This is a genomic window from Methylotenera versatilis 7 (assembly GCF_000799165.1).
In the GTDB taxonomy this organism is placed as follows: Bacteria; Pseudomonadota; Gammaproteobacteria; order Burkholderiales; family Methylophilaceae; genus Methylotenera_A; species Methylotenera_A versatilis_A.
In genome coordinates this window covers 305311-320151 of the sequence record NZ_JUGF01000002.1, presented here as the reverse complement: position 1 = coordinate 320151, position 14841 = coordinate 305311, and the positions used below count along the sequence as shown (strand labels likewise).

The 14841-nt window shown below is 44.4% G+C and carries 11 protein-coding genes; 7 read left to right on the top strand and 4 right to left on the bottom strand.

What is annotated here, in order from left to right; all coding sequences use genetic code 11:
- The first annotated feature begins 73 nt into the window (after nucleotides 1-73).
- The 4 genes from pyk (at nucleotide 74) to ppa (ending at nucleotide 3482) form a co-directional block, all read left to right on the top strand.
- On the top strand, nucleotides 74-1501 hold the full coding sequence (gene pyk, locus K370_RS05530; RefSeq protein ID WP_047539670.1) for a pyruvate kinase: 1428 nt from the start codon (nucleotides 74-76) through the stop codon (nucleotides 1499-1501).
- A gap of 139 nt (nucleotides 1502-1640) precedes the next feature.
- Entirely contained in the window at nucleotides 1641-2555 is a 915-nt protein-coding gene (locus K370_RS05525; protein WP_047539668.1) for a phosphoribosylaminoimidazolesuccinocarboxamide synthase, read from the top strand.
- An 18-nt stretch (nucleotides 2556-2573) separates the two neighbouring features.
- Entirely contained in the window at nucleotides 2574-2846 is a 273-nt protein-coding gene (locus K370_RS05520) for a YkvA family protein (RefSeq protein ID WP_047539666.1), read from the top strand.
- Between the two features lie 87 nt (nucleotides 2847-2933).
- The gene (gene ppa, locus K370_RS05515) at nucleotides 2934-3482 is read left to right on the top strand and encodes an inorganic diphosphatase (protein ID WP_047539664.1); all 549 of its coding nucleotides are present in this window, start codon (nucleotides 2934-2936) and stop codon (nucleotides 3480-3482) included.
- 83 nt (nucleotides 3483-3565) lie between these two features.
- Here ppa and K370_RS05510 read toward each other — a convergent pair whose 3' ends face one another.
- Together K370_RS05510 and K370_RS05505 are read right to left on the bottom strand one after the other, a co-directional pair.
- Nucleotides 3566-5599: a sodium-translocating pyrophosphatase gene (locus K370_RS05510; protein ID WP_047539662.1), complete on the bottom strand. Its 2034-nt coding sequence runs from the start codon at nucleotides 5597-5599 to the stop codon at nucleotides 3566-3568.
- A gap of 251 nt (nucleotides 5600-5850) precedes the next feature.
- On the bottom strand, nucleotides 5851-6297 hold the full coding sequence (locus K370_RS05505) for a DciA family protein (protein WP_047539660.1): 447 nt from the start codon (nucleotides 6295-6297) through the stop codon (nucleotides 5851-5853).
- A gap of 121 nt (nucleotides 6298-6418) precedes the next feature.
- Between K370_RS05505 and K370_RS05500 the strand changes: the two genes are divergently transcribed.
- The 3 genes from K370_RS05500 to K370_RS05490 all read left to right on the top strand — a co-directional run bounded on the left by K370_RS05500 (nucleotide 6419) and on the right by K370_RS05490 (nucleotide 10514).
- A complete protein-coding gene (locus K370_RS05500; RefSeq protein WP_047539658.1) occupies nucleotides 6419-7321 on the top strand; it encodes a M23 family metallopeptidase in 903 nt (300 codons plus the stop codon).
- Nucleotides 7322-7472: 151 nt separating this feature from the next.
- The gene (gene secA / locus K370_RS05495; protein ID WP_047539656.1) at nucleotides 7473-10211 is read left to right on the top strand and encodes a preprotein translocase subunit SecA; all 2739 of its coding nucleotides are present in this window, start codon (nucleotides 7473-7475) and stop codon (nucleotides 10209-10211) included.
- A gap of 120 nt (nucleotides 10212-10331) precedes the next feature.
- Nucleotides 10332-10514: a DUF1289 domain-containing protein gene (locus K370_RS05490; protein ID WP_047539654.1), complete on the top strand. Its 183-nt coding sequence runs from the start codon at nucleotides 10332-10334 to the stop codon at nucleotides 10512-10514.
- Nucleotides 10515-10547: 33 nt separating this feature from the next.
- Here K370_RS05490 and K370_RS05485 read toward each other — a convergent pair whose 3' ends face one another.
- Together K370_RS05485 and K370_RS05480 are read right to left on the bottom strand one after the other, a co-directional pair.
- Nucleotides 10548-13631 carry an efflux RND transporter permease subunit gene (locus K370_RS05485; RefSeq protein WP_047539652.1) on the bottom strand — a complete coding sequence of 1028 codons (3084 nt, stop codon included), beginning with the start codon at nucleotides 13629-13631 and terminating at the stop codon, nucleotides 10548-10550.
- Nucleotides 13631-14836 (bottom strand): efflux RND transporter periplasmic adaptor subunit, encoded by a 1206-nt coding sequence (locus K370_RS05480; RefSeq protein WP_047539650.1) that lies wholly within the window; start codon nucleotides 14834-14836, stop codon nucleotides 13631-13633. The genes K370_RS05485 and K370_RS05480 overlap by 1 nt, the downstream gene beginning before the upstream one ends.
- Nucleotides 14837-14841 lie beyond the last annotated feature (5 nt).

Below are 14841 nucleotides of genomic sequence, written 5' to 3'. Positions count from 1 at the left end.
TTAGTATGAGTAAAGCTTATTGCAATTTAACCCTAATTGTTAAGTCAAAGTAAGTTCAGATAGACATATCATCATGATGTTACGTAAAACGAAAATTGTAGCAACGCTAGGCCCAGTGAGCACTTCCGAAGAAATGATTGCACGGTTAATTACGGCTGGTGTGAATGTAGTGCGACTTAATTTTTCGCATGGTACTGCCGATGAGCATATCAAGCGTGCGGAAATTGTGCGCAAAATTGCATTAAAACTAGGTCGACCGGTGGGTGTACTGTGCGATTTGCAAGGACCAAAAATTAGAATTGGTCAGTTTGAATTAGGCAAAGTTACCTTAAAGACTGGCGACATATTTATTTTGGATGCCGACTGTGTATTGGGTGATCAATACAAAGTGGGATTGGATTATAAAAGTTTGCCACAAGAAGTAACGGAAGGCGTTGTGCTGCTGCTGGATGATGGTCGAATTACCATGCAGGTGGATAGAGTAAAAGGTAATCAAATTCACTGCGTCGTTTTAAGTGGCGGCGTATTGACCAACAATAAAGGTATTAATCGTCAGGGTGGTGGATTATCCGCCGATGCATTGACCTTAAAGGATAAGCAGGATCTGATCACTGCGGTAGCTTTAGAAGCTGACTATATCGCTATCTCATTTCCAAAATCGGCGTCAGATATAATTCAGGCGAAAAACCTGGTTAAGAAAGCTGGTGGCACCGCCAGTATTGTGGCCAAGATTGAACGTGCGGAGGCGATTGACCATCTAGAGACGATTATTGAAGCGAGCGATGCCATTATGGTTGCGCGTGGTGATTTAGGTGTTGAAGTAGGCGATGCGGCTGTGCCCGGCTTGCAAAAGCGCATGATACGCATGGCGCGTGAACAAAATAAACTGGTGATTACCGCCACGCAAATGATGGAATCGATGATTACCAGTTCGATTCCCACGCGAGCGGAAGTATCAGACGTGGCCAATGCGGTGCTAGATGGCACGGATGCGGTCATGTTGTCCGCCGAAACTGCTGCTGGGCAATATCCACTGGAAGCTGTGCAAGCGGTTGATAGAGTGGTGAGGGAAGCGGAAAAAGAATATTTTAATCAATTTCATGTTGAAAAATTAGACCAGGTATTTGTTAAAACGGATGAAGCGATTGCTGCTGCAACGATTTACACTGCACAGCATTTAAAAGTAAAAGCCATTGCTGCATTGACGCAATCGGGCAATGCAGCGCAATGGTTATCGCGTGCAGATGCACAAGTGCCAATTTATGCGCTATCACCCGATAAATTTGCACGCAGAAAACTCACTTTACACCGTGGCGTTTATCCTTATCCCATTGAACATGAAAACAAAAACAGGGATGAGATCTTGCAGGAGATGCAGCAGGTTTTATTGCAGCAAAAAGCCGTGGAGATTGGTGACTTAGTATTGCTGACATTTGGCGAGCCGATTGGCAGTTTGGGCGGTACTAATACAATGAAAATTATTAAAGTAGGCGATTTTTAATATCAATTAGCCGTTAACTTGCAAAAAAGTTAACGGAATAAATGTGTTAAAAATATGCATTAATAAGCGCTGCAATTTATAATAAGGCACTTTCAATTTTTATGTGTAATTGCAGTTGCACATTTATAGATACGTCAAAATGACTCAGCCTTTACTCAAAACCAATCTCAACAGTCTGAATTTAATCCACCAAGGCAAAGTGCGTGATATTTACGCGATTGATGCTGACACCATGTTGCTGGTCAGTACAGATAGATTGTCTGCATTTGATGTGATCTTGCCTACAGGCATACCCAATAAAGGCGCCATGTTGACGCAAATGGCGAATTTCTGGTTTGAAAAACTCAAGCACGTTGTACCAAACCATTTAACCGGCATAAATCCGCACAGTGTTGTTGATAATGCTGAAGATAAATCACAGTTGGGCGAAGGAAACCTAAGCCGTGCAGTAGTGGTAAAAAAACTCAAACCATTGCCGATTGAAGCGATTGTACGCGGATATCTGGTTGGTAGCGGTTGGAAAGAATATAAAGCCAAAGGCACTGTATGTGGTATTACCTTGCCAGCAGGTCTGCAGGAAGCATCAAAATTGCCAACACCAGTTTTTACGCCATCATCCAAAGCCGCAGCGGGCGAACATGATGAAAATATCAGCCTGCAAGCCTGCGCTGATTTAATAGGTGCTGAGATGGCGGAGAAAGTCGCAAAAGTCGCGATTCAACTGTACAGCGAAGCAGCCGAGTATGCACTTACTAAAGGCATTATTATTGCCGATACTAAATTTGAGTTTGGTTTAGATGCAAATGGCGTACTGCATGTGATGGACGAAGTGTTAACCCCGGATTCATCCCGTTTTTGGCCGTTAGCGCAATATAAAGTCGGCAGCAATCCACCCAGTTACGATAAGCAATTTGTGCGCGATTGGCTAGAAAGTATTCAATGGAACAAAGCGCCGCCGGCGCCAGTCTTACCTGACGATGTGGCGCGAAAAACCAGTGAAAAATATCTTGAAGCGTATGAGAAGTTAACGGGTCAAAAGCTAACAGGCAACTAATCGGTTTAGTACATTGATATGTTTGCAAAATTAAAACAAATAGCTGCGCGTCTTAAAAGCGAGTTTGTTTTTTACCAACGTTTGCATCAGCATCCACAAACGCCAAAACTAGCCAAAGCGTTATTATGGCTGGCGATTGGTTATGTCTTAATGCCTTTTGATCTAATTCCAGACTTTCTGCCGCTTATCGGGCAGGTGGATGAATTAGTCGTTGTGCCCTTGTTGTTGTATCTTGCATTGAAATTAACGCCCACAGACATCATCGCGGAGTGCCGGCGTGTATTAACATGAATTGCACTTATCTTCACACTTAAGTACAACAAATCATTTACAAACTTCTAGTATAATTTCGTTTTTTAGTTCAAGGCTATATTCAACATGTCGTTAAACCAAGTGCCATCTGGCAATGATTTACCCAATGATTTTAATGTGATTATCGAAATTCCAATGCAGGGCGACCCTGTTAAATACGAAGTCGATAAAGATAGCGGTGCGATTTTTGTGGACCGTTTTATGGGTACTGCGATGCAATACCCAACTAATTACGGCTATATCCCACACACTTTATCGGATGATGGTGACCCTGTAGACGTGTTGGTGATGACACCAGTACCATTGATTCCTGGTGTGGTTGTACGCTGCCGTCCACTAGGCGTGCTATTGATGGAAGATGAAGCTGGTCTGGATGCTAAAGTTTTTGCAGTGCCAGTGCCTAAAGTTTGTGGCTTGTATGGACATTTGGATAGCCTTGCCGATGTCTCACCATGGCGCTTGGAAATGATTTCACACTTTTTTGAGCATTATAAAGATCTGGACAAAGGCAAATGGGTGAAAATTAACGGTTGGGGCGATATTGACGCGGCTAGAAAAGAAATTTTAGCTGGCGTTGAAAATTATAATAATGCGGCTGTTAAGCCAGCATTTTAATTAGCTGGTTACGGGCAATAAAAAAGGCAGCCTTGGCTGCCTTTTTTACGTTAAAACTTTATTTATGCAGATTGAACAATAGATTAAATATGTAATAACGGCACAATTAACAGGGCCACAATATTAATAATTTTAATCAGTGGATTCACGGCAGGACCCGCCGTATCCTTGTACGGATCACCAACAGTATCGCCAGTCACTGCGGCTTTGTGTGCATCTGAACCTTTGCCGCCGTGGTTGCCATCTTCAATATATTTTTTGGCGTTATCCCAAGCGCCGCCGCCTGTACACATTGAAATCGCCACAAATAGACCTGTGACAATCGTGCCCATCAGCAAACCACCCAGCGCAACAGGGCCCAATAATAAGCCGACTGCAATGGGAACTGCCACTGGCAATAATGACGGAATCATCATTTCCTTAATCGCAGCAGTCGTCAGCATATCAACGGCTTTGCCGTATTCCGGCTTAGCCGTGCCTTCCATAATGCCTTTGATATCGCGGAACTGACGGCGCACTTCTTCAACCACTGCGCCTGCTGCACGGCCAACGGCTTCCATCGCCATAGCGGCAAACAAGAAAGGAATCAAGCCGCCGATAAATAAACCAATAATCACCATTGGGTCACTTAAATCAAATTTAACCGCAATGCCTGCACCTTCTAATTTGTGTGTGTAATCGGCGAATAATACCAATGCTGCCAAGCCAGCTGAGCCAATGGCATAGCCTTTAGTCACCGCTTTGGTCGTGTTGCCAACAGCGTCCAATGGGTCGGTTACATCACGCACGCTACTGGGTAGCTCTGCCATTTCAGCAATGCCACCAGCGTTATCGGTAATCGGACCATAAGCATCTAGCGCCACTACAATACCCGCCATGCTTAACATGGCTGTTGCGGCGATTGCGATGCCGTATAAACCACCCAAATGGAATGATGTCCAAATCGCTAAACAGACTGAAAGCACCGGCCATGCAGTTGATTTCATTGAGATGCCGATACCTGCAATGATGTTGGTGGCGTGGCCGGTAGTTGAGGCTTGCGCAACATGTCTTACCGGCGCGTAATCTGTACCTGTGTAGTACTCGGTAATCCAGACTAACACACCGGTTAAAGCTAAGCCGACGAAACAAGAACCGAATAGTTGATTCGCAGAAACCGTTAAGTCGCCCGCAGTTAAACCTTGTGGAAACAAATACTGCGTGACGAAGTAAAAGGCAATTAATGATAAAACGCCTGCAACTGCCAAGCCTTTATATAAAGCTGGCATCACGTTCTTCATACCTGGCGAGGCTTTCACAAAGAAACAGCCGATGATAGAAGCGACAATTGAGACCGCGCCCAGCATTAATGGATAAATCACACCATTCGCACCTGCATCAGAGATCAATAAGCTACCCAATACCATTGTGGCAATTAATGTAACGGCGTAGGTTTCAAACAAGTCGGCTGCCATGCCTGCACAATCGCCCACATTGTCACCTACGTTATCGGCAATCACAGCAGGATTACGTGGGTCATCTTCCGGAATGCCGGCTTCCACTTTGCCGACTAAATCCGCGCCAACGTCTGCACCTTTAGTAAAAATTCCGCCGCCTAAACGCGCAAAGATGGAGATTAATGAAGAGCCAAATGCCAGACCGATTAAAGGGTCTAAGTTTGTGTTTGCCTCAGCACCTAAATACCAATAAAAACCAGCCACGCCTAATAGACCCAAACCGACCACCAGCATGCCGGTAATTGCGCCACCTTTAAATGCCACATCAAGCGCGGGACCAATACCTTTGGTTGCGGCTTGAGCTGTGCGTACATTGGCTTTTACTGATACATTCATACCGATAAAGCCGCATGCACCTGATAAAACAGCACCTAGTACAAAGCCGATGGCGGTAGACGTGCCTAAAAATACAGCAATTAAAATTGCCAATACAACGCCCACGATAGCAATTGTTTTGTACTGACGGGCTAAATAGGCTGCTGCGCCTTGTTGAATGGCGCCGGCGATTTCCTGCATGCGCACGTTGCCTGCTGGCAAATTGGTAATCCATCTACTCATTACGACACCATATAGCACTGCTAGAACTGCGGCAGCTATGGCGATTATTAGTGCAACTGACATGACTTCTCCCTATCTATTTATTATGGATAAATCTGAAACGACATCAATGACTGTAAGAATAATGCGACTAGCTTGTAAAAACCAAGTTGTAATAAATGTAATTAATTTGTAACAACTGAATGCATTATGTCACTAATAAACAGTGGCGACAACCGAAGGATTGCTGGGTATTTTTTTAAGTAAAGTTAATTAAAACAGGCGATTCAAGCGGTTTTAATCTGATGGCAGGCTTGATTGTTTAGCGCAATATTTTATTGCGATACCTTACTGGCAAGCGAGTTAAGTTGATTGGATAAGGGGGATTCACCTAAATCTAGCGCTAGCTTTTTGAGGCTATTGGAAGCGTTTTTGGAGAGTTTGCGTATGGGTTTTGCTGGCACTTTGGGGTGAGATTTAACTTGCACTTTCACCACAATTGCAGTAACTTTACATTCCCTAAAGTTAGGGTTGCTTTGTTGTAGATTTTGTAACTGAGTCAAAAGATTAGCGATGGTCAGTTTGATTTTATTTGCGACAATTGCGCTGTGTGCGTAAACAGTTAACTGACCGTTTATTAAACTGCCCACAAAACTTAAATTGCTCAGCATTTGCGGGCTTGCAGCCACCCAAAATTTTTGCAATAGTTGGTGAGACTGCACATTCTTAGTCAAAGCACTAAGTTGGCTATTGTGATTGAGAAGCGTATCAATTTTGCGCATGCTGAATCTTAGCTAAAAAACAGTTGTAACGAAACTAATGAATAAGATTTAGTGACTTAAGTTGGATGCATATCCACTAAAGGTATGCATTGTCTTAACAAATGTGAGTAACCATTATTTTATGAATATTATTTTAATTTCTAACAAATTGGCGACGGCCAAAAGTTTGTCGGCTTTTCAGGCTGGTGTACTGATTACGTCTTTAGTGTTAGTGCCGGTGATGTTGACTTTACTTTTTATTACGCCTCCAAGCAATATTAAAGAACAGGGTATGAAGGCGCTGCTACCGCCCCAAATTAAAAGCTCTATTATCTCTTCGCAAGTACATTTGGATGCCTATGCTAGAGAACTGGGTGAGCTGCAGGCTCGCATGATGCGATTGGATGCGCAAAGTCAGCGACTGGCAAAATTGGCGGGTGAAAAAGAAAGTGCAGCCATCAATATTACCAGTTTAAAACCCGTTAATAACATACATCATGGCGGTGTTGGTGGGCCTTTTGTGGAGTCGCACGCCATGACTGAGGCAGATTTGATTGTTGCGATAGAAGAGTTAACGGAAGCAGTGAATAAGCGTGATGACTATTTAAGTAGTATTGAAGCTAAGATTTTACAGAAAAGTGTGCTGAAAGACATGTTGCCCAACAGTAGTCCGATAGATGCTGCTTTTAACTCATCTAGTTATGGCTGGCGTGCAGATCCCTTCAATGGCCGTGAAGCTTTTCACGAGGGTTTGGACTTCTCGGCGAATACGGGTACGGATATCAGGGCTGCTGCTGATGGCATTGTATCTAGCGCTGAGCGTACACCCGATTATGGTAATATAGTTAAAATTAACCATGGGTCAGGTTTGGAAACACGTTACGCACATGCTTCTAAATTGTTGGTTAAAGCAGGTGAGCGCGTGGTTAAAGGTCAAATAGTCGCGCAAGTGGGCAGTACAGGGCGATCAACCGGCCCGCATTTGCATTACGAAATTAGACTTAATGGCAATGCACTTGATCCACGCAAATATTTACACCAATAATCAATATTTTAATAGTTCATTTTTACGACTAGTTAAATTGAAAAACGACATTGAAATAAAAAATAACTACCCAATATCCTTACAATACAAACAAACTTCCATCTAATCTCAAATATAGGTTTCCGAGGTCTCGGAAAAGCGGTGTCTCTTCATGTTATCCACGTTGGTTAAAAAATTTTTCGGCAGTCGTAACGATAGGCTTGTTAAGCAGTATGGCCAAACCGTTAAAGAAATTCTGGCATTAGAACCCGCCATGCAAGCTTTATCCGATGAAGCTTTGCGGGCAAAAACCGAAGAGTTTAAACAGCGTTTTCAACAAGGTGAAAGCCTGGAAAAGTTATTGCCAGAAGCGTTTGCAGTGGTGCGAGAAGGTGGTGTGCGTGCGTTAGGTATGCGCCACTTTGATGTGCAGTTGATTGGTGGCATGGTGCTTCATTCAGGCAAGATTGCCGAGATGCGCACGGGTGAAGGTAAAACCTTGGTAGCAACGTTGCCAGTTTATCTAAACGCGATTACAGGCAAAGGTGTGCATGTCGTCACTGTGAACGATTACCTAGCGAAACGTGATGCGGAGTGGATGGCCAAGTTATATAACTTTTTAGGCCTAAGTGTCGGTATTAACTTATCGCAAATGCCGCATGATGCCAAGCAAGCAGCCTATGCAGCTGATATTACTTACGGTACCAATAACGAATTCGGTTTTGATTATCTGCGCGATAACATGGTATTTACCAAGGATGAGCGTGTACAACGCTCTTTAAGTTATGCATTGGTGGATGAAGTCGATTCGATTTTAATTGATGAAGCACGTACGCCATTGATTATTTCAGGCCAAGCAGAAAACAGCATCGATTTATATAATCAAATTGATGCAGTCGCTAAACAGTTAACTGCACAAACTGTTGAAGATGGCGATGGCGATTTTTGGGTCGATGAAAAGGCTCAAACAGTTACCATGAGTGAAGCTGGGCATGAGCGCGCAGAAGCGATTTTAGCCAGCTCTGGCTTAATGGCTGAAGGTTCCAGTCTTTATGAGGCGTCTAATATCACGCTAGTGCATCACCTTTATGCGTCGTTGCGTGCGCAAAACTTATTCAAAATAGATCAGCATTACGTTGTAGATGATGGTGAAATTGTGATCGTGGATGAATTCTCCGGTCGTAAAATGCCAGGTCGCCGTTGGTCAGATGGCTTACATCAAGCAGTTGAGGCCAAAGAGGGCGTGGCGATTCAAAAAGAAAATCAAACACTTGCATCCATCACTTTCCAAAATTATTTCCGCATGTATGAGAAGTTAAGCGGTATGACGGGTACAGCCGATACCGAAGCATATGAATTTAATCAGATTTATGGCTTGGAAACCGTTGTTATTCCAACGCATCGAAGCATGTTGCGTAAAGACGCGATGGACAAGGTGTATCGCACCTCCGCAGAAAAATATAATGCGGTCATTGAGGATATTAAGCAGTGCCAAGCCATTGGCCAGCCAGTGCTGGTAGGTACTACGTCGATTGAAAACTCAGAAATTATTTCTGGCTTGCTGACCAAAGCGAACTTAAAACATGAAGTGTTAAATGCTAAGCAACATGAGCGTGAGGCACATATTGTGGCAGAAGCTGGTCAGCCAGGTGCAATCACTATCGCGACCAATATGGCTGGTCGTGGTACGGATATTGTATTGGGTGGTAACCCGGAATCTGCAATTCACGCGGTTAATTTAGATGAAAAATTGGATGATGCACAAAAAGCCGCCAAAATCGCACAACTTAAAACGGAATGGCAACAGCGACATGATGCCGTATTAGCATCGGGTGGCTTGCATATTATCGGTACCGAACGCCATGAGTCACGTCGCGTGGATAACCAACTCCGTGGTCGTTCAGGCCGTCAGGGTGACCCAGGTTCAAGCCGTTTCTACTTGGCTTTGGATGACCAATTATTGCGCATATTTTCTGGCGATCGCGTTTCGGCGATTATGGAACGCTTAAAAATGCCAGAGGGCGAGGCGATTGAGCACGCCATGGTATCGCGTGCGATTGAAAATGCACAGCGCAAGGTGGAAGGCCGAAACTTTGATATTCGTAAACAGTTACTAGAATTTGATGATGTATCAAATGACCAGCGTAAAGTGATTTATGAACAGCGTAATGAGTTATTAGAGGCCAATGATATTGGTGAAACCATCAGTGCCATGCGTGCAGATGTGATTGCCAGTATTTTCAGTACGCATATTCCGCCGGGTAGCGTGGAAGAGCAATGGGACATCCCAGGTCTGGAAAAAGATCTGATTGCCGAAACTGGTTTAGATTTGCCGTTGCAGAAAATGCTGGAAGATAATCCTGATTTACATGAAGAAACCTTGCGCGAGCGTATTTCTGATGCTGCAGAGGAGTCATACAAAGCTAAAGAAGCATTGGCCAGCAATGACACGATGCGCCAGTTTGAGCGTGCAGTGATGTTGCAAAGCATTGATAGCCATTGGCGTGAGCATTTGGCAGCGTTAGATCATTTACGCCAAGGTATTCATTTGCGTTCATATGCGCAAAAAAATCCTAAGCAGGAATATAAGCGTGAAGCGTTTGCATTGTTTGAAGGTTTGCTAAATACCGTTAAAAGCGAAGTGACTAAAGTGACGATGCTGGTACAGGTAAAAACGCAAGATGATGTGGAAGCGGTTGAAAAACCTGCTGATGTTGCAAATGTACAATACCAGCACGCTGATTTTGATGAGGCCTTGGCTAATCCAGCGGGTGATTCTGCCGATGCCGAAAGTGCACAGATTGCTGGTGGTGAACCATTGGTGCGCGAAGGTGTGAAAGTTGGACGTAACGACCCTTGCCCGTGTGGTTCTGGTAAAAAATATAAACAGTGCCATGGCACTTTAAGTTAACTGTTTAAAACCATTAACTTTAAAGTGAGGTTGTTTTAAGTGTTAAATAAATGCGCGATTTCAAAAATCGCGCATTTTTATATGTGGCTTAAATGTTAATTGAATATTTGGAATAGGTAAATGTCAGAAATTGAAATTCAATCGCCTTGTATAGGTGTATGTAGCATGGATGACTTAAGCGGATTGTGTCAAGGCTGTTATCGAACAATGGATGAGATTCAAGCTTGGTGGGATTTCACCAATCAACAAAAACAAGAGGTTATGCACAGAGCCACTGAGCGCGAAGCACAGCTGTTTGATTAAGTATTTTCTACCTTGTTTTAATTATTAAATGATTTAAACACTGCTCTGCGCCTTACTTTTTGTTGCACGTTTAAACAATCTTGCAAGAAACTGCTCAAAATCATCCACATAAGTAAATGCCACAGGAATCACTAATAAGCTTAATACTGTAGAAGTCAGTAAGCCGCCAATTACTGCAACCGCCATCGGGCTTCTGAATGAACCATCTCCAGTGCCCCATTCTAAGGCCAGTGGTAACATGCCTGCGGTCATCGCAATGGTGGTCATAATAATCGGACGTGCACGTTTATGACAGGCGTCTTTAATCGCTTCAAGCCGACTTAAATGTAATTCTCGACGCGCAACAATGGCGTATTCCACCAGTAGGATTGAGTTTTTGGTCGCAATACCCATCAGCATAATCAACCCAATCATTGATGGCATTGACAGTGCTTTTCCCGCAACCAACATACCTAAAAATGCACCGCCCAGCGATAATGGAAGCGCAATAAGAATAGTCACTGGTTGCAAAAAGTCTTTAAATAACAGCACCAATACAAAATAAATACAAACCACGCCGGTTAGCATGGCTAAACTAAAGCTGGCAAATAACTCCGCCATGGCTTCTGAATCGCCTAATTCACGCTGCTCAACACCAAGAGGCAGGTTTTGAATGCTGGGCAATGCTTTAACCGCTTCTGCTAACTCACCCAGTGGCATGCCTGAAGTCTCAATATCAAATTGAATATTGCGTGAGCGATCGTAGCGGTCAATCATGGCTGGGCCGCTGGCAATCTTCATGCTGGCGACTTGCTCTAATGGCACGGGTCCGCGGGAGCCTGGTACCGCCAGCTTTTGCAATACACTTAAATCGGTTTTAGCGCTGTTGTCGAGTTTAACCAAGATTGGTACTTGGCGCTTCTCCAGGTTAAGTTTGGTTAATGCTTGTTGATAATCACCTACCGTGGCAATGCGCAAAGTTTCGCCAATGGCTGAGCTGGTCACACCTAAATCCGCTGCTGCAGTGAAATCGGGCGTTACAATTACTTCTGGCCTGACTAAAGATGCGCTGGAAGCGATATTGCCCAAGCCTGCAATGGTACGTAAATCTTTTTCAACCGAATTAGCTGCTGCCTGTAGTGCGTTGCTGTCTTCGCCAGAAAGTACCAATATGTATTTCTCGCCACTGCCACCCAAGCCAACATTGATTCTGGCGCCTGGTAATTGCTGTAATTGTTCGCGTATTTGTTTTTCAATCACTTGTTTTTTGGGGCGCTCTCCACGCGCATCCAATAAGATGGTTAACGTAGATTTTCGCGTTTCAGTCGCACCAGAACTGACAAAAGGGTCAGTGCCAGCAGCGCCACCACCAATAGTTGTATAGATATTTTTGATGTGAGGAATTTTAGCGAGAATTAAACGCGCCTGTTCTGATGATGCAACCGTTTGCTGCAAGGATGCACCCGGCGGTAGTTCTAATCGTACTTGTGTCTGCGAGTTATCGTCCGCGGGAATGAATCCTGTGGGCAGAAATGGAATGAGCATCAGGGATGCTACAAAAAAGGTAATAGCCGCCAAGGTGGTTGCTAAGCGATGGTTTAAGCACCAACTGCTGACGCGCATATACAGCGTCATGATTTTCCCATCTTCTACATGGCTTTTATTGATTGGCTTCATTAAATATGCCGCCATCATAGGTGTTAATACGCGTGCGACCACTAATGAAACAAAAACCGCGATAGAGGCTGTCCAGCCGAATTGTTTGAAGAATTTTCCTGGAACGCCACTCATAAAAGCCGTGGGCAAAAATACGGCAATTAAAGTGAAAGTCGTTGCGATAACGGCCAAGCCAATTTCATCAGCTGCTTCCATGGCTGCTTGATAGGGCGATTTGCCCATGCGTAGATGGCGTACAATATTTTCTACTTCTACAATGGCATCGTCCACCAGCACACCCACAACCAGCGAGAGTGCAAGCAAAGTAACAACGTTGATTGAAAATCCCAAATAGTGCATGCCGATGAATGCTGGAATCACCGATAGTGGTAACGCAATCGCTGATACAAACGTCGCCCGAAAATCGCCCAAAAATAACCAAACAACCAGAACCGCTAACACTGCACCTTCAATCAACAACGTGATAGAAGCATCAAAGTCCTCCTGTACTGGTGTGACAAAGTTAAACGCCTCGGTGATTTCAATATCAGGATGTGCCGCTTTTAGCTCATCTAGAGCTTTATGCACGCCCGCACCAACTTCCAGTTCGCTTGCGCCTTTGCTGCGCGTGACATCAAAGCCAACCACTGTTTTGCCGTTTAATAGTGCTGTAGATGTACGTTCCGCAATGGTGTCTTTCACGGTGGCGACTTGGTCCAGGCGGATTTTTCTGCCGTCATTTAAGATGATTTCTAATTGTGCGAGTGCTTCAGCAGACTTCACTGTTGCAATCGTACGAATAGGTTGGTCACTGCCACCAAGTTTAGTTGCGCCGCCAGCCACTTCAATTTGCGCGAGTCTTAATTGGCGTGAGATATCTGCTGCACTGGCGTTTAATGACTGCAGTTTAGCGGCATCCAGTTCCACCCAAATCTGGCGATTCACACCGCCTACGCGGCTTATGCTTCCTACGCCTTGTACGCTAAGTAATTTGCGTGTAACGGTGTCATCCACAAACCAGGAAAGCGCTTCATCATCTAAACTGGCAGAGTAAATCGTAAACGCTAAAATCGGAGACCCAGCTAGATTGACCTTGGAAACAATCGGGTCACGTAAATCATCTGGCATGTCTGCGCGCACTTCAGTTACCGCAGAACGCACATCATCTACGGCTTCCTGCGTGGGTTTTTCTAAACGAAACTCTGCGGTAATCGTGACGTTACCATCTTGAATTTTGGTGTAAATGTGCTTTAAACCTTGCAGTTTGGCGATAGAGTTTTCCAGTTTTCGTGCCACTTCGTTTTCTAGTTGCCCAGGTGAGGCGCCTGGTAAGGAAGCGCTAACTGTGACAGTTGGCAGCTCTAAATCGGGAAAGTTTTGTACTTTCATGGCATTAAAGCTCATGAAGCCTGCTAGCGTTAATAGAATAAATAAAATGAGCGCAGGGACAGGATTTTTAATCGACCAGCTTGAGACGTTCATCATCTTGCAACACTTTCAGTTGAAACACGCTCATTTTTAGGCACGACTCTAACCGTATCGCCATCGGCTAAAAATGCACCGCCACTGGCAACAAAGTTATTTTTCAATGTTTGGTCTTCAACATCTAATAGCTCAACTAAGTCACCACTGCGCCTTCCTGTGTTTACCTTTATTTGTTTGATTTGGGCGATTGGATTCAATCCGTCAGTTTGCGCAGGGCTATTTTTATCAACTGGCTTGGCTATCACCTGCATCGCGTAGGCGAAGCCATCTCGCAGCACAATCGCATCGGCAGGCAAGGTATAAGCTTCTGTATTTTCCAGTACAAATACTCCTCGCGCATACATGCCAGCTTTGGCTGTATCTGCAGGGATATCCACATACACCAAGGCATTACGTGTTTGGCTATCAATACTCGGCGCAATTGCGCGTACTTTTCCCGTTAAAATGTGCCCATCGGGAAGTGTTAAGTCCGTTTTCATGCCGATATGTATTTTATTGATATCTGCTGATGTCAGTTCTGCGCGCCACTCTAAACGACCTTTGCGCACCAGTTTAAATAGCTCTTGCCCCGCCGCCGCAACAGAGCCAACGGTTGCGGTCCGCGATGAGATAATGCCGTCATCTGGTGCATTGACTGTGGTTTGTTTTAGCTTGATATTCTGTAGATTAAGTGTGGCTTCAGCGGCTTCAACCCGTGCTTTGGTGCTGGCTTCTGCACTTAAGTATTGCTCGATCTGTTGCGTACTTAATGCGCCTGAATTTTGTATGCTTTTAGCACGACTAGCGTTGCCAGCGGCTTCGATTGCTGCGGCTTTTGCTTCTGCAAGGTTTGCACTGGCTTGAGCTAAATCGGCTGAAATAGTGTCCGATGCAAAACGTGCCAGTATTTGCCCGCGTTTAACCGAATCACCCACATTCACCAACACCTCATTCAGCAATAAGCCATTTACTTCTGCCCCCACGACTGCTTCTTGCCATGCTGCGATATTGCCGTTGGCTGGGATGGTTAAGTTCAGCATGGTGCGTTTTATTTTGACGGTATTTACCGTAAGCGCCGCATTAGTATTTGATACTTGAGCTTTAAGTGTTTCGGCAGATGCATCTTCAGAATCGGGCGATTTTTGTTTGATTACCAAAAAATAGACAGCCAAGGCAATCGCAATTGCCAAGATAATCCAAAGGATACGATTTTTTTTAAACATGATAC